The 18,826-nt window shown below is 70.3% G+C and carries 14 protein-coding genes; 4 read left to right on the top strand and 10 right to left on the bottom strand.

Going from position 1 to position 18,826, the window contains the following annotated elements; genetic code table 11:
* Nucleotides 1-73: 73 nt before the first annotated feature.
* Nucleotides 74-937: a protease modulator HflC gene (locus P6166_RS05985; RefSeq protein ID WP_277763572.1), complete on the bottom strand. Its 864-nt coding sequence runs from the start codon at nucleotides 935-937 to the stop codon at nucleotides 74-76.
* The gene (gene hflK / locus P6166_RS05980; RefSeq protein WP_277763571.1) at nucleotides 934-2,064 is read right to left on the bottom strand and encodes an FtsH protease activity modulator HflK; all 1,131 of its coding nucleotides are present in this window, start codon (nucleotides 2,062-2,064) and stop codon (nucleotides 934-936) included. The genes P6166_RS05985 and hflK overlap by 4 nt, the downstream gene beginning before the upstream one ends.
* Nucleotides 2,065-2,209: 145 nt before the next feature.
* Between hflK and P6166_RS05975 the strand changes: the two genes are divergently transcribed.
* The gene (locus P6166_RS05975; RefSeq protein ID WP_277763570.1) at nucleotides 2,210-3,205 is read left to right on the top strand and encodes an acryloyl-CoA reductase; all 996 of its coding nucleotides are present in this window, start codon (nucleotides 2,210-2,212) and stop codon (nucleotides 3,203-3,205) included.
* A 79-nt stretch (nucleotides 3,206-3,284) separates the two neighbouring features.
* Nucleotides 3,285-3,671, top strand: coding sequence for a twitching motility response regulator PilH (pilH, locus tag P6166_RS05970; RefSeq protein WP_277763569.1), 387 nt, complete (start codon nucleotides 3,285-3,287; stop codon nucleotides 3,669-3,671).
* Between the two features lie 67 nt (nucleotides 3,672-3,738).
* Here the strand turns inward: pilH and P6166_RS05965 are convergent, their stop codons facing one another.
* Nucleotides 3,739-4,620, bottom strand: coding sequence for a DnaJ C-terminal domain-containing protein (locus P6166_RS05965; protein ID WP_277763568.1), 882 nt, complete (start codon nucleotides 4,618-4,620; stop codon nucleotides 3,739-3,741).
* A gap of 110 nt (nucleotides 4,621-4,730) precedes the next feature.
* Nucleotides 4,731-5,159 (bottom strand): Hsp20/alpha crystallin family protein, encoded by a 429-nt coding sequence (locus P6166_RS05960; protein ID WP_277763567.1) that lies wholly within the window; start codon nucleotides 5,157-5,159, stop codon nucleotides 4,731-4,733.
* A 138-nt stretch (nucleotides 5,160-5,297) separates the two neighbouring features.
* Here P6166_RS05960 and P6166_RS05955 point away from each other — a divergent pair, with 138 nt between their 5' ends.
* Both P6166_RS05955 and P6166_RS05950 read left to right on the top strand, forming a co-directional pair.
* On the top strand, nucleotides 5,298-5,780 hold the full coding sequence (locus P6166_RS05955; protein WP_277763566.1) for a peroxiredoxin: 483 nt from the start codon (nucleotides 5,298-5,300) through the stop codon (nucleotides 5,778-5,780).
* Between the two features lie 38 nt (nucleotides 5,781-5,818).
* A complete protein-coding gene (locus P6166_RS05950; RefSeq protein ID WP_277763565.1) occupies nucleotides 5,819-6,400 on the top strand; it encodes a ferritin-like domain-containing protein in 582 nt (193 codons plus the stop codon).
* A 33-nt stretch (nucleotides 6,401-6,433) separates the two neighbouring features.
* Here P6166_RS05950 and pbpC read toward each other — a convergent pair whose 3' ends face one another.
* The 6 genes from pbpC to acnD form a co-directional block, all read right to left on the bottom strand.
* Nucleotides 6,434-8,806: a penicillin-binding protein 1C gene (gene pbpC / locus P6166_RS05945; RefSeq protein ID WP_277763564.1), complete on the bottom strand. Its 2,373-nt coding sequence runs from the start codon at nucleotides 8,804-8,806 to the stop codon at nucleotides 6,434-6,436.
* A 45-nt stretch (nucleotides 8,807-8,851) separates the two neighbouring features.
* Entirely contained in the window at nucleotides 8,852-13,750 is a 4,899-nt protein-coding gene (locus tag P6166_RS05940; RefSeq protein ID WP_277763563.1) for an alpha-2-macroglobulin, read from the bottom strand.
* A gap of 222 nt (nucleotides 13,751-13,972) precedes the next feature.
* The gene (locus P6166_RS05935) at nucleotides 13,973-14,359 is read right to left on the bottom strand and encodes a hypothetical protein (protein ID WP_277763562.1); all 387 of its coding nucleotides are present in this window, start codon (nucleotides 14,357-14,359) and stop codon (nucleotides 13,973-13,975) included.
* Nucleotides 14,360-14,413: 54 nt separating this feature from the next.
* Nucleotides 14,414-15,601, bottom strand: coding sequence for a 2-methylaconitate cis-trans isomerase PrpF (prpF, locus tag P6166_RS05930; RefSeq protein WP_277763561.1), 1,188 nt, complete (start codon nucleotides 15,599-15,601; stop codon nucleotides 14,414-14,416).
* A 19-nt stretch (nucleotides 15,602-15,620) separates the two neighbouring features.
* Nucleotides 15,621-16,082: an SRPBCC family protein gene (locus P6166_RS05925; RefSeq protein WP_277763560.1), complete on the bottom strand. Its 462-nt coding sequence runs from the start codon at nucleotides 16,080-16,082 to the stop codon at nucleotides 15,621-15,623.
* A 67-nt stretch (nucleotides 16,083-16,149) separates the two neighbouring features.
* Nucleotides 16,150-18,759: a Fe/S-dependent 2-methylisocitrate dehydratase AcnD gene (gene acnD, locus P6166_RS05920; protein WP_277763559.1), complete on the bottom strand. Its 2,610-nt coding sequence runs from the start codon at nucleotides 18,757-18,759 to the stop codon at nucleotides 16,150-16,152.
* Nucleotides 18,760-18,826: the final 67 nt, after the last annotated feature.

The following is an 18,826-nucleotide window of genomic DNA, read 5'->3' as shown; positions in this document are numbered from 1 at the left end:
TCAGGCATGTGCAGGGCCGAACTGCAACGAAAAAGGCCGCCCGCGGGCGGCCTTCCTCGAAGCGGCGAGTTGCTCAGCGATCGCCCTTGAAGTACTGCAGGAACGGGTCGTTCTTGTCGAGCACGATCACCCCGTTGCCGTCGGCCATCGAGTTCCGGTAGGCCTCCAGGCTGCGGTAGAACGCATAGAACGACGGGTCGGCCGAGGCCGCCTTGCCGTAGATGCGCGCCGCCTCGGCATCGCCTTCGCCGCGCAGCTTCTGCGCATCGCGCTCGGCGTCGGCCACGATCACCGTCGCCTCGCGGTCGGCCTGCGCGCGGATGCTCAGCGACTGCTCCTCGCCCTCGGCGCGCAGCTTGCTCGCCTCCTGCTTGCGCTGGGCGCGCATGCGCTCGTAGACGTCGTTGATGATCTGGCTGTCGGCCGGCAGGTCGATCTGCTTGATGCGCAGGTCGGTGATCTGCATGCCCAGGCCCTTGATCGCCGAATTGATGCCCGCCAGCTGGCCGGCGATCAGTTCGCTGCGGTCGCCCGACACCAGCTGCTGCAACGTGCGCGCGTTGATCTGGTTGCGCAGCGAGTCGGTGATGATCGGCGCCAGGCGCGCGTCGGCCACCGATTCCTCGCCGCCGGTCGCACGGTAGAAATCCGCCACGTTGGAGATGTAGCCGATGGCGAAGAAGTCGACGCTGACGTCCTTCTGCTCGGCGGTGAAGTAGCGTGCCGGGGCCGTGTTGAGCACCTTGAAGCGGCGGTCGAACACCCGCGCGGTCTCCACCACCGGGATCTTGAAGTGCAGGCCCGGCTTGAGATCAGAGCGCACCACGCGCCCTAGGTTCAGCACCATGCCGGTCTGGTCCTCGCGCACCACGAACGCCGAGCCCATCAGGCCCAGCAACACGACCACCGCCAGGGCGATCCAGATGGACTGTTTCATCGTTCACTCCCGTCACGGCCGGTCGGGCGCGGGCCGCGCTCCGGGTTGCGGATGCTTTCCGCGCTCAGCGGCGCGGCGCTGCTGCCGCTGTCCTGCGAGAGCACGCTCGGCAACGCCATCGTCGGCAGCTGCGCGGCCGGCTTGGCGGCCGCATCGCTCATCGGCACGTAGATCAGCTGGCGGCCATCGCCGCCGACCACCTTGCGGTTCTGCGCCAGCACTTCCTGCACGGTTTCCAGCCACAGGCGCTTGCGGGTCACTTCCGGCGCACCGGCGTACTGCTGCTGCAGCAGGCTGAAGCGGTCCGCGTCACCCTGGGCCTTGGCGGTCACCGCCTCCTTGTAGCCCTCGGCCACGGTGCGCGTGCTGGCGGCACGGCCGCGCGCCTCGGGCACCACCTTGGCGGCATAGGCCTGCGCCTCGTTGATCAGGCGCTCGCGCACCTGCTGGGCGCCGTTGACCTCGTCGAAGGCCGGCTTCACTTCATCCGGCGGACGCGCGTTGGGCAGGGTCAGGCCGGTGACCACCAGGCCGGTGTTGTAGGCGGTGAGCGAAGCCTGCAGGCGTTCGCGCGCGGCGGTGGCCAGCGGGCCGCGGTTGTTGAGCACCGCGTTGAGGTCCGAACGGCCGACCTGCTCGCGCACCGCGCTCTGCGCGGCCTGCTGCAGCACCTGGTCCGCATCGAAGGTGCCGAACTTGTACTGGCGCGGGTCGTCCACGCGGTACTGCACGTTGAGCTCGACGTTGACGATGTTCTCGTCGCGCGTGAGCACCGGCATCTGGTTGCTGAAGGTCTTGATCTCGGTCGCGTTGACCTTGATCACCGACTCGATCGGCCACGGCAGCTTGAAGTTCGGGCCCGGCTGCAGGGTGCGCGTGTACTGGCCGAAGCGCAGCACCACGCCGCGGTCCTGCTCGCGGATCAGCTGGAAGCTGGAGAACAGCACCAGCAGCACCACCGCCAGCAACACCCAGCGCCACACGCCGCCATCGAACAGGTCGCGGAACTGCCCGGGCATGCCGCCCCAACCGCCCCCGCCGCCATTGCCACCGGTCGGCTTCCAGCCGCCACGGCGATTGTCATCCGGGCCATCAGGCCCCTTGCTGCCGGGTGTATTCCAGGCCATGCACGCTCCATCTGAAGGTCGGGCACGCAATGGCACCCGGAAAACCCCGATTTGGGTTCTGTCGCCCGATTCTACAAGAAGGGGCCCACCCGCCCAGCGGGAGCGGCTATCGTGCCCGCTCCCCCGTTCACCGGCGAGTACGTCCATGTCCGTTCCCGCGCAATTCGACGCCTTCCGCATCCACGGCGACACCGGCGGCCACCGCGCCGGGCGGGAGGCGATCGGCCTGGACGACCTGGCCCCGGGCGAGGTGGTGATCCGCGCCGCCTGGTCGTCGGTGAACTACAAGGACGCTCTGGCCGGCACCGGCAAGGGCCGCATCCTGCGCCGCTTCCCGCTGGTGGGCGGCATCGACGTGTCCGGCCACGTCGTCGCCTCCACCGATCCGGCCTATCGCGAAGGCGACGCGGTGCTGGCCACCGGCTGCGGCCTGAGCGAAACCCGCGATGGCGGCTATGCGCAGTACGTGCGCCTGCCGTCGAGCGCCGTCATCGCCCTGCCGCCCAGCATGGACCTGCGCGAGGCCATGGTGATCGGCACCGCCGGCTATACCGCCGCGCTGGCGCTGCTGCGGCTGCGCGACAACCGCCAGGTGCCGGCGATGGGCCCGTTGCTGGTCACCGGCGCCACCGGCGGCGTGGGCATGCTGGCGGTGGACATCTTCAGCGGCGCCGGTTTCGAGGTGCACGCGGTGAGCGGCAAGGCCGACCGCGCGGCATTCCTGCGCGACATCGGCGCCACCGAAGTGCTCGGCCGCGAGGCGTTGCAGACCACCAAGCCGCTGGACACGGCGCGCTATGGCGGCGGCCTGGACAATGTCGGCGGCCCGATGCTGGTCAGCCTGCTGGCGCAGACCGTGCCCTACGGCAGCGTCGCCTCGGCGGGGTTGGCGGCCTCGGCGGACCTGGACATGACGGTGATGCCCTTCATCCTGCGCGGCGTGTCGTTGCTGGGCATCGGCTCGTCGGGTAGCGCGCGCGACATCCGCGAGGAGGTCTGGGCGCAGCTGGCCGGCCCGTGGCGGCCGCGCCACCTGGCGCGCATCTGCACCCGCGAAGTGGGCCTGGATGGCCTGCCGGCGGTGTTCGAGGCGATGCTGGCCGGGCAGTCCTTCGGCCGCACCGTGGTGCGGATCGACTGACCCGCCCGCTACCCGCGCCGCCCTCTATCCGGCGCCACCGCGCTGGCACTACACTCGCCCGGCACACACGGGGAACCACATGGCGCGCATCCTGATCGTCGACGATTCGCCTTCGCAGTTGCTGGGCATCCAGCGCATCGTGGAGAAGCTCGGCCACGAGACCATCACCGCCACCGACGGCGCGGCCGGCGTGGAAGCGGCCAAGGCCTCGCTGCCGGACCTGGTGCTGATGGACGTGGTGATGCCTAACCTCAACGGCTTCCAGGCCACGCGCACGCTCAAGCGCGAGCCGAGCACGCAGAACATCCCGGTCATCCTGGTGACCACCAAGGACCAGGACACCGACCGCATGTGGGGCATGCGCCAGGGCGCGCGCGCCTACATCACCAAGCCGTTCTCCGAGGACGAGCTGTCGGAAGTGATCGAGCGGGTCTTCAGCCGCGCCGACGACACCCCGCTGGGGTGAAGCGCCACCGCCGCACATGAAAAAAGCGCCGCCATCGCGGCGCTTTTTTCTTTCCGGCAGGCCGGTCTTACAAGCTCTCGCCGAACGCCTTGGCGAGGTTGCGATAGGCCTTCTTCTGCGCCTCTTCGGTCGGCGCCGGCGCCAGGATCTCCAGCTCCACGATCTGGTCGCCCGCCGGGGTGCCCGGCAAGCCGCGCCCGCGCAGCCGCAGCTTGCGCCCGGCGTCGGATTCGGCCGGGATCTTCAGCTCCACCTCGCCGCCCAGCGTCGGCACGCCGATCGAGGTGCCCAGCGCGGCCTGCCACGGCATGACCTGCAAGGTATAGAGGATGTTGCGGCCATCGACCTCGAACTGCGGGTGCGCGGCGTACTCGATCTCCAGCAACAGGTTGCCTCCTTGGCTGCCCTGCCCGGCCAGGCGGATCACCTGCCCCGGCGTGACCCCCTTGGGCACGCGCACGTCCAGCTGCCGGCCGTTGACGGTGATGCGCACGCTGTCGCCCGAATACACCGCTTCCAGCGGCACCGCCAGCTTGGCGCGGGTATCCCCGCGCGGCTGCGGCCCGGCGCCAGCGCCGCCGCGGGCACGCCCGCCGCGCTGGCCGGCGAACAGGCTCTCGAAGAAATCCGAGAAGCCGCCGCCCGCGCCGCCATTGCCGAAGATCTCCTCGAAATCGAAGCCCTGCGCGCCGTTGAAATTCGGCGGCGCATGGAACTCCTCGCCCGGGCGGTAGCCCTGCGCGCGCAGCTGGTCGTAGGCGGCGCGCTTCTGCGGGTCGCGCAACGCCTCATAGGCTTCGTTGACGGCCTTGAATTTTTCTTCCGCGCCGGCTTCCTTGCTGACGTCGGGGTGATATTTGCGAGCGAGCCGGCGGTAGGCCGTCTTGATCTCCGCCTCGCCGGCGCTGGGCTCCACGCCCAGGGTCGCGTAGTAATCCTTGAATTCCATCCATCACCTCGAAATGACAACGGCCCGCCGTCTCGCGACCGCGGGCCGTCGGCGGCGGCTGATCGCCACCGCCCATTCTACGGGCTGGCCGTGAGGAACCGGGCAGGACCTCAGCGGTCCTCGCCCACCACGATCCGGCGCGGGGCCGCTTCGGCCTTCTTCGGAATGCGGATTTCCAGCACGCCGTGCCTGCCCGTGGCGGTGATGCCTTCGGCGTCGGCGGTGTCCGGCAGCGCGAAGCGGCGTTCGAAGGCCCCGGTGCGGCGCTCGCCCAGCACGCTGCGCTGGCCCTCGGCCAGCGGTGCGGCCGCGCGCTCGCCCTTGATGGACAGCACGTTGCGGTCCATCTGCACCTGGATCTGCGCCGGGTCGATGCCCGGCAGGTCGGCCTGCAGCACGAAGGCTTCGGCGTCCTCGCGGATGTCCACGCGCGGCTGCCACTGCTCGGCGTTGGCGGCGGTGCCGGCGAAGGCGGTACGGCCGAACAGCGGCGCCAGGTCGGCGGCCTGCGGCCAGCGGCGGTAACGTACGACGTTCATGATGTGTCTCCTGGAAAAGGGTGGCGGGGTCGCCCCGCCCTGTTCCCGGACATAGGCGCCGGCACGGCGCTTTCAAGACGTTGACGCGGTCTTCCCCCATCGATTTTTAGTCTTCCTTCATCCACAGGAGTTGCTCCGATGACCATCCAGGTTGGTGACCGCATCCCCGAAGTCGTGCTCAAGCGCCTGCGTGAGGGCATGGAGAGCGTGGACACGCGCACCCTGTTCGACGGCCGCAAGGTGGTGCTGTTCGCCGTCCCCGGCGCGTTCACCCCGACCTGCTCGGAGAAGCACCTGCCCGGCTACATCGAACACTTCGAGCAGTTCCGCCAGCGCGGCATCGAGGTGTACTGCATGGCCGTCAACGACCCGTTCGTGATGCGCGCCTGGGGCCGCAGCCAGTCCGCGCCGGACGCCTTGCAGTTGCTCTCCGACGGCAACGCGGAACTGACCCGCGCGCTCGGCCTGGAGATGGACGCCAGCGCGTCGGGCATGGGCCTGCGCTCGCGGCGCTTCGCCCTGTACGCCGACGACGGCGTGGTGAAGGCGCTGTGGGTGGAGGCGCCCGGCGAATTCAAGACGTCCGCGGCCGATTACGTGCTCGCGCACCTGCCGCAATAAATCCCGATCAACCGATCGCACCAGAGGAAAGGCAAGCCATGCCCAAGCCAGCCGAGCCCGACAAGAAGCAGAAGACCCCGCAGACGCCCGCGGGCCTCACCGACACCGCCACGCTGCGCGCCAACGCGCGCAAGAACGTGGAGGACGGCGCCATCACCCGCACCTACCATGCCGACCGCGAGGCGGTGATCAAGCTGCTCAACGCCGCGCTCGCCACCGAATACGTGTGCGTGCTGCGCTACTACCGCCACTACTTCATGGCCAAGGGCATGCTCGCCGACTCGATCAAGGCCGAGTTCCTGGAGCACGCCCAGCAAGAGCAGGAACACGCCGGCAAGCTGGCCGAGCGCATCGTGCAGCTGGGCGGCGAGCCGGACCTCAACCCGGATACGCTGACCGCCCGCTCGCACGCCGAGTACAAGGAAGGCACCGACCTGCGCGACATGGTGCGCGAAAACCTCATCGCCGAGCGCATCGCCATCGACAGCTACCGCGAGATGATCGACTTCATCGGCGACAAGGACACCACGACCAAGCGCATCCTGGAGCACATCCTGGCGCAGGAAGAGGAACACGCCGACGAGTTCTCCGACCTGCTCGACGGCTGGATCGGTTCGTAATCCGCCCAAGCCCTCGCCCGAACGGGCGGGGGCTTACTCCAGCACGCGGAATTTCAGCCGGACCCACGCGCCATCGCCGGCCAGCGCCGTCAGGCTGTGCTCGCCGGGCTGGTCGAACACGTGGGTGAATATCGCGCTGCCTTCGCTGTGCCCGATCGCGCGGCCATCGAGCAGCCAATCGATCGGCGCATCCGAGCCCAGTGCCCGCAGTTGCAGGCGCACGCCGCGCTGGCGGCCCGGCGCGGCGGCCAGCACCGCGCCCTCCACCAGCCCCTGGATGCGCAGCTCGCCGCCGGTGTCCACGCCATCGGCGAGGCAATCCGGCGACAGCGGCGGCGGGCGCGATTGGCGGCGCTCGGCCTCGCTCAGCCACGGCGAGGCCAGCGCCGGCCAGCGCGCGATCTCGCGCACCTGCTCGGCGTGCGGCTGGCGGCACTGGGTGGACAGGCGCAGGCCGCTGCGCGCATCCACCCGGTAGCGTTCGCGCCCCGCGCGCCACAGCCGCGCATCGCGCTCGGCGAAGGTCGGCGGCACCGCGCCCTCGAGCGCGAACGCCTCGCGCCGGCGCGCGCATAGCGCCGGCGGCAACGTGTCCGCCGCTTCGCCGCTGGGCCAGCAGATCTCGAGCTGGCTCACGCTGGGCGGCATCGGGGCCGGCGCGGCATCGGCGGCTTGCCGCGGCAGCGCATCGACCACCTCGAACATCAGCGGCAAGGCGGTGATCGCGCCGTACTGCCCGGGCAGCGGCGTGCCGTCCGGGCGCCCCACCCACACGCCGACCGTATAGCGCCGCGTGCTGCCCAGCGCCCAGGCATCGCGGTAGCCGTAGCTGGTGCCGGTCTTCCAGGCCACGCGCGGGCGGCGCGCGGTATCGAACATGGCCGCGCCGTAACCGGGACGCGGGTTGCTTTCCAGCACCTCGCGCACGATCCATGCCGCGCCGGGCGAGACCAGCCGGCGGTCCACGGCCGGTTCCTCGGCACGGTAGCGCACGCGCCCGGCGATGCCGCCGCGGTTGAGCGCGGCGAAGGCGCCGACCAGGTCTTCGAGCCGCGCGCCGGTACCGCCGAGGATCAGCGCCAGGTTCGGCGTGCCGCCGCGCGGAAAGCGCAGGTGGATGCCGGCGTTGTCCAGCCGCGCGGCGAAACGTGCCGGCCCCACGCGGTCGAGCAGGTCCACCGCCGGTACGTTGAGCGACAGGCGCAACGCGCTGGCCGCGCCGATGGGCCCGTTGAACGCCGCGTCGAAATTGCCCGGCCGGTAGCCGCCGAAGCTCTGCGGCGCATCGACCAGCAGGCTCTCGGAATGGATCAGCCCGTCGTCCAGCGCCATCGCGTACAGGAACGGCTTGAGCGTGGAGCCCGGCGAGCGCCACGCGCGCACCATGTCCACGTAACCCTGCCGGCGCGTATCGGTGAAGGCGACCGAGCCGACATAGGCGCGCGCTTCCAGCGTCTGGTTGTCCACCACCAGCAGCGCCGCCGAGGTGCGCTCGGGCAGCTGCGAGAAATAGCTGGCCACGCGCTCCTCCAGGGTGCGCTGCAGCTGCGCGTCGAGCGTGCTGGCGATGCGCGCCTGGCCAGGCTGCGCGGCGCGCAGGCGTTCGGCCAGCAACGCGGCGTGCAGCGGCGGTTGCAATGCGCGCGCCACCACCGGCTCGATGCGTGCGTCGGCCACCTCCGCCGGCGTCCACACGCCGAGCGCGGCCATGCGGTCGAGCACCTTGTCGCGCGCGGCACGGGCACGCTCTGGGTGCCGGTCCGGCCGCAACGCACTGGGCGATTGCGGCAGCACGGCCAGCAGTGCCGCCTCGGCGTGCGAGAGCCGCGACGCGGGCTTGCCCAAGTAGGCCCAGCTCGCCGCCTCCACCCCTTCGATGGTGCCGCCGTACGGCGCGCGTTCCAGGTACAGCTGCAGGATCTGCGCCTTGCTCAGCCGCGTCTCGAGCTGCAACGCGCGCAACATCTGCTTGAGCTTGCCCCACGGCGTGCGCGTATGCGGGTCGAGGATGCGCGCCACCTGCATGGTCAACGTGGACCCGCCGGAGACGATATGGCCGGCGCGCAGCCATTGCCCGCCCGCGCGCAGCAGCGCCCACGGATTGATGCCGGGATGCTGGTAGAAGCGCCGGTCCTCGTAATTCAGCAGCGCCTGCAGGTACAGCGGCGACACGCTGCCGGGCGTGGCCGGATAGCGCCACACGCCCTCGCGGTCGGCGAAGGCGCGCAACGGCGTGCCATCGGCGGCCACCACCAGCGTGGAGACGTCCGGCGTGCTCGGCAGCGGCGGCGGGAACAGCACATCGAGCAGGAGCAGCAGCGCCAGCAGCGCGGCCACGGTCCAGCGCAGCCCTCTGCCGTGGAAGCGACGCGGGCGGACAGTGGTAGCGGCGGGCGATGCGGGCATGGAGGCGACACGCGGGCGCCGGCGCGGGGCCGGCGCCCGTGGCATTTACGGCTGCACCACCGTCAGCGTCTCCGGGGCGACGCGGCCGATGCCGCGCAGCGCCGGGCGGTACATGTCCTCGACCATCGGCGGCGGTACCTGGTACGTGCCCGGCGTCACCGCGCGCACGAGGTAGAACACGCGTGCGGTGTCATTGGCGGAAAGCTTGAGCGCGGCCACGTAGCGGTCGTCGCGGAACTCCTCGTGGCGCACCTCGGCCGCGTCGCCGCGGTCGTTGATCTGGATGCCGTCCACGACCACGTCGGCCCACTGCGAGGCATCGCCGAGGTTGAAGTTCTCGATCTCCAGGCCGGCCGGCAGCAGGTCGGTAAGCAGCGCATCGGGCATGTCGGTCTTGGTGGTGACCTGCACCTGCACGATCAGCGCTTCGCCTTCCTTGAGCGGGCCCGGCTTCCACGGCTTGCCGTCGGTGCCGTACCAGCTGCGCTCGACCAGGATCTGGCTGCTGTCCGGCGCCGGTGCCTGGCGCGGGATGCCGGCCACTTCGACGCTGGCATACATCGGGGCCTCGCCCTGCGGCACGAAGCGCACGCCCTGGGCGAGCGCGGCCCCGTCGAAGCTGCGCCCGAACACGCGTACCGGGTCCACCGCCTCGCGGGCCCCGCCGGCCTCCAGCGTGCCGGAGACCCGGCGCGTGCTGCTGGCGGCCAGCGCCTTGCCCAGGCGGGCCAGCGCCACCTGCTCCTGCGTGCTCAGCCACAGGTTGCCGCGGCCATCGCCACGGCGCGCCTCCAGCGCCTGCCCCAGCGGCACGGTGCGTGCGTCGTACTCGGGCTTGGCCAGGCCGCGTTCGTGCAGCAGCGCCATCATCAGCGCGTCGTCGCGGATCGGGGTGCCGTAGTCGCCGAACCAGCCGGGGCGATCGTCGCTGCCCTTGGCGAAGCCGGCCGCGATGGCGGCTTCGCCGCGCTTGCGGTCGCCCTGCAACGTGAGCGCCACGCCCAGGTGCACCAGCGCCAAGCCGGTGGCGGCCTTGTCGCGATCGTTGTCGTACAGCGCGCGCAGCGTGCCCAGCGGGGCGCGGTTGACGCGCGCCAGCACGTAGCCCGACCACGCCTGGTTGGCGAAGCGCAGGCTCTCGCGGCGGTCGTAGCCATAGAACGCGTTGCCGCCGCTGAGCAGGTCTTCGCTCAGCCGGTTGAGCGCCTTCTGCAGCACGGTGTCCGGCACGGCGAAGCCGGCATCCTTGGCGTCGAGCAGGAACTCGGTGATGTACGGCGTGAGCCACGGGTTGGTGTAGTCGTCGTCGCCCCACATGGAGAAGTGCCCGCTGCCCACCTGCATCGAGGCCAGCCGGCCCAGCGCGCCTTCCATGCGCTCGCGGCGCTTGGCCGCCTCCAGCCCGGTGACGCCCAGCATCTTCGCCGTGGCCTCGTCGAGCATCAGCGCGGCGTAGCCCTTGCTGGTGGTCTGCTCGGCGCAGCCATAGGGATAGTCCAGCGCGCCCTTCAGCGCGGCGGCGAAGGGAATCGGCGGCAGCGCGCTGACCACCATGCGCGCCTCGACCGAGTCGCTCATCAGCCCCTCGGCATCGCTGGCGCCCAGCGTCACCGGCGCGAGCGGGTCGAGCACCAGCGTACGCGCACGCAGCACGGACGGCCAGGCGGCACGCACCGGCAACTCGTAGTGGCGATCCACCTGGAACCCGCCGCCGCCCACGCGCACGCGCACCTTGGCCACGCTGTGGCCCTCGCGCGCGGTCAGCGGGAAGCTCAGGGTCTGCTTGGCGTCGGCCTGCAGCTGGATGCGGCGGGTGTTCTCGCCGATGGCCAGCGGGCCCTCGCCCTCCACACGCACGTCGAAGCTGCCCGGCTTGCCGGTGAAATTCTGCACGTCCACGGTGACGGTACTGCGGTCGCCCGGCGCCATTACCCGCGGCATCGAGGCCTCGGCCAGGATCGGCGCGCGCACCAGCGTCTCCACGTCGCGGTTGCCGTAGCGGTCGTCGGCGTAGACCAGCGCCGACACGCGCAGCGTGCCGTTGAAGTCCGGCACCGGCAGCTGCAGGCGCGCGTTGCCCTTGGCGTCGAGCTGCACCGAACCGGAGAACAGGTCCACCGTCTGCACGCGCGCGGTCGGGCGCCGCGCCTGCGGCAAGGCTTCCAGCGCCATGTCGCCGCCGAAGCGCAGGCGGCCGGTGCTGCCGTCGAAACTCTCGATCACGCGCCCGTACACGTCATACGCATCCACGCCGAAACGGCGCTGGGCGAAGAAGTGCGCGTTGGCGTCCGGCACCGGGAAGCGGGTGATGTTGAGGATGCCCACGTCCACCGCCGAGACGGTGACGTGCGCCTGCCGCCCCGCCAGTTCCGGCACGCTCACCTGCACCGGCAGCGGCTGCTCGGGGCGCATCTGCTTGGGCGCGACCAGGCCCACGGCCACGCGCCGCATCTTGCGGTCCATCGGCACGTGCGCCACGCCCACCGCGCGCGCCGGGGTGATCTTGCTGGCCGCGCTGCCGCCGCGGAACACCAGCGCGGTGACATAGACGTCGTGGCGCTCCCACTCGGCGGTGACGGGAATTTCGAACGTGCTGCCCGCCTTGGCCTGGATGTCCTGCACGTACAGCGGCTTGTCGCTCTCCACGATCAGCACGCCGCGGCCGGCGTGCGGCGGGGTCAGCGTGACCTTGAGCGTATCGCCGGCGCGATAGCTGGTCTTGTCCAGCGCCAGCTTGACCTTGTCCGGGCGCGCATCCAGGCCGCGGTTGTCGTCGTTCCAGCTCCAGCCGGCGCGGAACGGGTAACGCATGGTCAGGCCGGTGGACGGGTCGAACACGTCGATGCGGTATTCGCCCCACTCCACCGGGAAGTCGAACTTGGTGGTGCCGCTGCCCACGTCCAGCTTCACCGTCTGCTTGTTCTCGAAGCGGCGGGTGAAGTCGTAGTCCCAGGTGTCGTCGCGGAACTGCCAGTGGTAGTCGCGCAACTCGCGCACCAGCGTGACGCTCAGGCCCTTGGCCGGGCGCGGCTTGCCGTCGGCACCGACGCGGGTCAGCTCGAAGCGCGCGTTCGCATTGGCGTCGGCGCCTTCCTTGTCGTCGAACAGCGGGCGCACGGCGACCAGCGCATCGGCCGGCCACAGCACCTTCTTCAGCGTGCGGCTCACCGTGCGCCCGCCGGTCTCGTACACGCTGCCCGAGAGCACCGCGGCGATCGGCGTGACCGGCTTGGCTTCGCCCGGCAGCGCGACGTCCTCTTCGAGCTTGCCGTCGGCAGCAAGTTCGGTGTCGATGACGTCGTTGGCTTCCTTGGGCAGCACCACGGTCGGGTCGCCGAAGAACCAGCCCGGCAGCGCGTCCAGCGGATGCTGCTCCACCGCCACCGCCAGCTTGGCGGTGAAGCGGTTGCCTGCGGCCGGCGCGCCGTACAGGTAGGCCGCCTCGGCCTGCAGCTTGAGCGGCTCGCCGGGCTTGATCACCGCTTGCGCGCTGTCGAGCGTGAGCTTCATGCGCTCGGGCAGGAACTCCTCGATGCGCAGGGTCAGGCCCTGGATCGCCTCGGCACTGCCCGGGTCGGTACGAAACTCCAGCTGCCAGCGGCCGGTTGGCGCATCGTCGGGGATGCGCTGGGTGAACTCGACGTAGCCCTGCTCGCCCGGTTGCAGGCGTGCCTCGCGGAAGGTCTTGCCGTCGGGCTGCTTCAGGCGCAGGAACAGCGGCTGCGCCTTGCTGTCCTTGCCCGGCTGCACCGGCTTGCCGTCGTTGTCGCGCAGCAGCGCCGACACGCGCACCGTTTCGCCGGGGCGATAGAGGTCGCGGCCGGACCAGGCGAAGACGTCGAACCAGGCATTCTGCCGCCCGGCCACGGCGAACTCGCTCAGGTCCAGCGCCGGCTGGTTGAACGGCAGCAGCGACAGGTCCTGCCCGCTGCGCGCCACCAGCACCTGGCCGGCGTCGAGCGTGTAGTTGAGCAGCGCGTTGCCGTGGGTATCGGTGGCGCCCTTGAGCACGGTCTCGCCCTTGGCGTCGATCACCCGCAGCTCGACCTTGGCCAGCGGATCGCCATTGGCCAGCGAGGCGGTGTGCACGAACAACTGCGACTTGTAGGCGCGCGCATGCAGGCCGATGTCGGACAGGGTGAAGAACACCGTGTCGTAGTTGTCGCTGAATTTGCCCGGCTGGCGCAGCACGGCGAAATACAGGCCCGGGGCCTGCAGCTCCTTGATGTCCTGGATGGGCAGGTAGGTCAGCGCACGCTGGTTCTTCTTGCCGGTGAGCATGAAGCGGTTGACGTAGACCGGCTCGGCCAGCTTGGCCAGCGGCGTGTTGCCGCCGTAGGTGCGGTCCAGCTCCCAGCCGCTGCGGCGCCCGCCGCGCTGGTACTGGCTGAAGAACGCCGGCATGGCGTCCTCGCGCACGCGCATGAATTCCACGTCCACTTCCGGCACGTTGACCGACACCACCGGCAGGCCGCGGCTGTCGCGCGCCGGCAGCACGCTGCCCTGCGAGGCGAAGCCGGCGGCGGGCTTGAGGTCGGCGGCGAACACCGCCTGGGTGAGGGGCTTGCCCAGGCGCGTGCCGTCGGCGGCGAGCAGGTCGCCGGAAATGGTGAGCGTGTAGTCCTTGCCGGCCTCGATGTAGGGGAAGCGCAGCGTCTTGCCGTCGTCGGAAAGCGACCAGCTGCTGTCGTCGTTGCCGACGTCGTGCTGGAAGCGGATGAGCTTGTCGAAATCCTGCGTGCCGACCAGCGGCTGGGTGAATTCCAGCGCCAGCGACAGGCCGTCGTCGTCATCGTCGGGATAGGCGCGCACCAGCGCGAAGCCGGTGACCGGCGCCGCCTGGCCCTGGATCGCCTCGCCGCTGGCGGCGGGCAACTGCCCGGTTTCGTTGCGCTTGCAGCCGGCCAGCGCGAGCAGCAGCGCCAGGACGAGCATGACCGTCATTCCCCTCAGCACCCCGCGGAACCGACGGTTCCGCTCCTTCCCCGCACCGACGCGCATTGCTTTCGCTCCATGAAAAGCCGGAGCCAGTATAGGTCGCGCGGTGGCAGCTGGATGGCAGGGGGAGGTTTTCTTTTCGCGGGGAGGAGATGGCCGGCCGGTATCGCGTGGTGGCGGCCGGACCGCTCCTGCAGACAGCACACGCCGCGTCCTTGCGGGAGTGGCTCAGCCCCGTCGCCGCAGCGCCGCCACCAGCGCCCAGGCCAGCGACACGCCCAGCGCGATCACCACCACCGCGCTGAAGCCCAGCCACACCGCGCCGCGTTGGCCGTGGAAATTCAGCGCCGCGTTCCCCGCCAGCCATATCGAGACCGGCAGCCAGGCCAGCGCGGCCACCAGCGTCATCGCCGCCCACAGGCGTTGCCGGGTGCGCGGCCTGGATGCCAGCCAGCCCGCCAGCGCGGGGGCACACAGGATCGAGGCGCTCAACACGTTGCCCAGCGGCAGCCCGCCGGGCAGGTCCCGGCCGAGCCATTCGCTGCCGGAGACCAGCAGCGCCAGCGCGAGCGGCGCCCATGCCAGCAAGGCGCCGAGGACGAGGGCTCTTTTCAATGACATCCCGGGAGAAGCCGCGCGAAAGTCCTCACCTTAGCACTGGGCCCTCGCTCAGAAGCTGTCGCCCGGCACCCGTACCCAGCCTTCCATCAGCACGCGCGCGCTGCGGCTCATCACCGCCTTGGTGACCACCCACTGGCCATCCACCTGCGCCGCTTCGGCACCGACGCGCAGCGTGCCGGAGGGATGCCCGAAACGCACCGCGCCGCGAGCGCCGCCGCCGGCCGCGCGATTCACCAGCGTGCCGGGAATCGCCGCGGCGGTACCGATCGCCACCGCCGCCGTGCCCATCATCGCGTGGTGCAATTTGCCCATCGACATCGCGCGCACGCGCAGGTCGATGTCCTCGGCGGTGACCTGCTTGCCGCTGGAGGCGATGTACGCGGCCGGCGGCGCGACGAAGGCGAGCTTGGGCGTGTGCTGGCGCTTGGCCGCTTCCTCTGGCGCGGCGATCAGCCCCATCTTCACCGCGCCATGCGCGCGGAGGGTCTCCAGGCGCGCCAGCGCGGCGGCATCGCCATTGATCGCCTCCTGCAACTCGCTGCCGGTATAGCCCAGCGCGGCGGCGTCCAGGAAGATTGTCGGGATGCCGGCGTTGATCAGCGTGGCCTGGAAACTGCCCACGCCAGGCACGTCGAGCGTGTCGACCACCTGGCCGGTCGGGAACATCGCCCCGCCCTCCTCGCCGTCGTCGGCCGGGTCGAGGAATTCCAACTGCACCTCGGCCGCCGGGAAGGTCACCCCGTCCAGCTCGAAATCGCCGGTTTCCTGCACCTGCCCGTCAGTCATCGGCACGTGCGCGACGATGGTCTTGCCGATGTTGGCCTGCCAGATGCGCACGACGGCGATACCGTCGCGCGGCACCTTGGCCGCGTCCACCAGGCCGGCGGCGATCGCGAACGGCCCCACGGCCGCCGACAGGTTGCCGCAGTTGCCGCTCCAGTCGACGAAATCGCTGTCGATGGCGACCTGGCCGAACAGGTAATCCACGTCGTGCCCGGCGCGTTCGCTGCGCGAGACGATCACCGCCTTGCTGGTGCTCGAGGTCGCCCCGCCCATGCCGTCGATCTGCTTGGCGTACGGATCGGGGCTGCCGATCACCCGCTGCAGCAGCGCATCGCGCGCCTGGCCGGGCACGCGGGCGCGTTCGGGCAGGTCTTCCAGGCGGAAGAACACGCCCTTGCTGGTGCCACCGCGCAGGTAGGTGGCGGGGATGCGGATCTGCGGGACGGAAGGCATGGAAGTTCCTGTCGGGGGCTCAGGGGTTGTCGGGAATTTCGGGCTCGACCAGCTGCGCCAGCAGCGCCAGCGACTCCTGCCAGCCGAGGTAGCAGAACTCGACCGGGATCTGCGCCGGGACGCCTTCCTGCACGATCTCCAGCTCGGTGCCGCAGACGACGGTGCGCAGCTTCACGGTGGTGATCATTTCACCGGGCATGTTCGGGTCTTCGAACACGTCGGTATGGCGGATCAGCTCGGCCGGCACCAGTTCCAGGTACGTGCCGCCAAACGCATGGCTCGATCCGGTTCCCAGGTTGGTGAAGGACATGCGGTACTTGCCGCCCACGCGCGCGTCGATCTCGTGCACCTTGCCGGTGAAGCCGTGCGGGGGCAGCCACTTGACCATCGCGTCCGCATCGAGGAAGGCGCGGTAGATGCGTTCGGCGGGCGCGCGCAACACGCGGTGCAGGCGGACGGTGCCGGGGGTGTGCTGGTTCATGGTCGATCTCCTGGTCAGGGGAAGCGGCGCGCGCGGGATCGCGCGCCTCATGACACCGACGAACGAATCAGGCCGCTTTCGACGCGTCGAGGAAATCCTGCGCGAAGCGCTGCAGCACGCCGCCCGCTTCGTAGATCGAGACTTCCTCGTCGCTGTCCAGGCGGCAGACCACCGGCACCTCAACCACGCTGCCGTCGCGGCGGTGGACCACCAGGGTCAGCTCGGCGCGCGGGCGGCGCAGGCCGATCACGTCGAAGGTTTCCGTACCGTCCAGCCCCAGCGTGTGGCGGTTCGTGCCAGGGGTGAACTCCAGCGGCAGCACGCCCATGCCGATCAGGTTGGTGCGGTGGATGCGCTCGAAGCCCTCGGCCACGATCGCCTCCACGCCGGCCAGGCGCACGCCCTTGGCGGCCCAGTCGCGCGAGGAGCCCTGCCCGTAGTCGGCACCGGCGATGATGATCAGCGACTGCTTGCGCGCCATGTAGGTCTCGATGGCCTCCCACATGCGCATCACCCGCCCTTCCGGCTCCACGCGCGCCAGCGAGCCCTGCTTCACCTCGCCATCGGGCGTGCGCACCATCTCGTTGAACAGCTTCGGGTTGGCGAAGGTGGCGCGCTGCGCGGTGAGGTGGTCGCCGCGGTGCGTGGCGTAGGAATTGAAGTCTTCCTCCGGCACGCCCATCTGCGCGAGGTACTCGCCCGCCGCGCTGTTGGCCATGATCGCGTTGGAGGGCGAGAGGTGGTCGGTGGTGATGTTGTCGCCCAGCAGCGCCAGCGGGCGCATGCCCTTCAGCGTGCGCGCACCGGCCAGCGCGCCCTCCCAGTACGGCGGGCGGCGGATATAGGTGCTCTGCGGGCGCCAGTCGTACAGCGGGGCCACGCGCGCGGCCTGGCCGCCGTGGCGGGCGAACATCGGCGTGTACACCTGGCGGAACTGTTCCGGCTTCACCGCCGCGCGCACCACCGCGTCGATCTCCTCGTCGCTCGGCCACAGGTCCTTCAGGCGGATTTCCTTGCCGTCCACCACGGCCAGCACGTCCTTCTCGATGTCGAAGCGGATAGTGCCGGCGATGGCATAGGCCACCACCAGCGGCGGCGAGGCCAGGAAGGCCTGCTTTGCATAGGGATGGATGCGGCCGTCGAAATTGCGGTTGCCGGAAAGCACCGCGGTCGCGTACAGGTCGCGCTCGATGATCTCCTGCTGGATCGCCGGCTCCAGCGCGCCGGACATGCCGTTGCAGGTGGTGCAGGCAAAGGCGACCACGCCGAAGCCGAGTTGTTCCAGCTCGTGCGTGAGCCCGGCCTCTTCCAGGTACAGCGCGACAGCGCGCGAACCCGGCGCCAGCGAGGTCTTCACCCACGGCTTGCGATGCAGGCCGAGGCGATTCGCGTTGCGCGCCAGCAGGCCGGCGGCGATGACGTTGCGCGGGTTGGAGGTGTTGGTGCAGCTGGTGATGGCGGCGATGATCACCGCGCCATCGGGCATCAACCCCTGCGCTTCCTGCGCACGCGCCTGTTCCAGGCCGGTGGCGATGCCGCGCTGGGCCAGGTCGGTCGTCGCCACGCGCGCATGCGGGTTCGACGGGCCGGCCATGTTGCGCACCACGCTGGACAGGTCGAATTGCAGCGTGCGTTCGTACTGCGCGGTCTTCAGGTCGTCGGCCCACAGGCCGGCGGTCCTGGCGTAGGTCTCCACCAACTGCACCTGCGCTTCCTCGCGGCCGGTCAGGCGCAGGTAGTCCAGCGTCTGCCCGTCGATGAAGAACATCGCCGCGGTAGCGCCGTATTCCGGGCACATGTTGGAGATGGTGGCGCGGTCGCCGATGGTCAGCGCCGCGGCGCCTTCGCCGAAGAATTCCAGGTACGCGCCGACGACCTTCTGCTTGCGCAGGAATTCGGTCAGCGCCAGCACGATGTCGGTGCAGGTGATGCCCGGCTGCGGGCGCCCGCTCAATTCCACGCCGACGATATCCGGCAGGCGCATCCACGAGGCACGCCCCAGCATCACGTTCTCCGCTTCCAGCCCGCCGACGCCAATGGCGATCACGCCCAGCGCATCCACGTGCGGGGTGTGGCTGTCGGTACCCACGCAGGTATCCGGGAAGGCGACGCCGTCCTGCTGGTAGATCACCGGCGACATCTTCTCCAGGTTGATCTGGTGCATGATCCCGTTGCCCGGCGGAATCACGTCCACGTTCTCGAACGCCAGCTTGGTCCAGTCGATGAAGTGGAAGCGGTCCTCGTTGCGGCGGTCCTCGATGGCGCGGTTCTTCGCGAACGCATCGGGCAGGTAGCCGCCGCATTCCACCGCCAGCGAGTGGTCCACGATCAACTGCACCGGCACCACCGGGTTGACCTTGGCCGGGTCGCCGCCGGCATCGGCAATGGCGTCGCGCAGGCCGGCCAGGTCCACCAGCGCGGTCTGGCCAAGGATGTCGTGGCACACCACGCGCGCGGGAAACCACGGGAAATCCAGCTCGCGGCGTCGCTCGATCAACTGGCGCAGCGAAGCGTCCAGCGTGGCCGGGTCGCAGCGGCGCACCAGGTTCTCGGCGAGCACGCGCGAGGTGTACGGCAGGCCGGCGTAGGCGCCGGGCGCGATGGCGTCCACCGCCGCGCGGGCGTCGAAGTAATCCAGCGCGGTGCCGGGGAGCGGTTTGCGGTGATGGGTGTTCATGGTCGGCTGCGCGATGCGTGGCGGGAAACGGCGTGCTGCGGTGGAACGGCGGCGGCACGCGGCCGCC

It is taken from the genome of Stenotrophomonas sp. HITSZ_GD (assembly GCF_029543105.1).
GTDB lineage: Bacteria > Pseudomonadota > Gammaproteobacteria > Xanthomonadales > Xanthomonadaceae > Stenotrophomonas_A.
The sequence above is the reverse complement of the archived record's forward strand: the minus strand, read 5'-3'. Positions and strand labels throughout refer to the sequence as shown.

Excerpts from the sequence above, each read along its gene's own strand:
- P6166_RS05955 (WP_277763566.1), top strand. The coding sequence starts at position 5,298 with ATGACCATCCAGGTTGGTGACCGCATCCCCGAAGTCGTGCTCAAGCGC.
- P6166_RS05965 (WP_277763568.1), bottom strand. The coding sequence starts at position 4,620 with ATGGAATTCAAGGATTACTACGCGACCCTGGGCGTGGAGCCCAGCGCC.
- P6166_RS05975 (WP_277763570.1), top strand. The coding sequence starts at position 2,210 with ATGTCCGTTCCCGCGCAATTCGACGCCTTCCGCATCCACGGCGACACC.
- P6166_RS05925 (WP_277763560.1), bottom strand. The coding sequence starts at position 16,082 with ATGAACCAGCACACCCCCGGCACCGTCCGCCTGCACCGCGTGTTGCGC.
- acnD (WP_277763559.1), bottom strand. The coding sequence starts at position 18,759 with ATGAACACCCATCACCGCAAACCGCTCCCCGGCACCGCGCTGGATTAC.
- P6166_RS05940 (WP_277763563.1), bottom strand. The coding sequence starts at position 13,750 with ATGACGGTCATGCTCGTCCTGGCGCTGCTGCTCGCGCTGGCCGGCTGC.
- P6166_RS05960 (WP_277763567.1), bottom strand. The coding sequence starts at position 5,159 with ATGAACGTCGTACGTTACCGCCGCTGGCCGCAGGCCGCCGACCTGGCG.
- P6166_RS05950 (WP_277763565.1), top strand. The coding sequence starts at position 5,819 with ATGCCCAAGCCAGCCGAGCCCGACAAGAAGCAGAAGACCCCGCAGACG.
- prpF (WP_277763561.1), bottom strand. The coding sequence starts at position 15,601 with ATGCCTTCCGTCCCGCAGATCCGCATCCCCGCCACCTACCTGCGCGGT.
- hflK (WP_277763571.1), bottom strand. The coding sequence starts at position 2,064 with ATGGCCTGGAATACACCCGGCAGCAAGGGGCCTGATGGCCCGGATGAC.
- pilH (WP_277763569.1), top strand. The coding sequence starts at position 3,285 with ATGGCGCGCATCCTGATCGTCGACGATTCGCCTTCGCAGTTGCTGGGC.
- P6166_RS05985 (WP_277763572.1), bottom strand. The coding sequence starts at position 937 with ATGAAACAGTCCATCTGGATCGCCCTGGCGGTGGTCGTGTTGCTGGGC.
- pbpC (WP_277763564.1), bottom strand. The coding sequence starts at position 8,806 with ATGCCCGCATCGCCCGCCGCTACCACTGTCCGCCCGCGTCGCTTCCAC.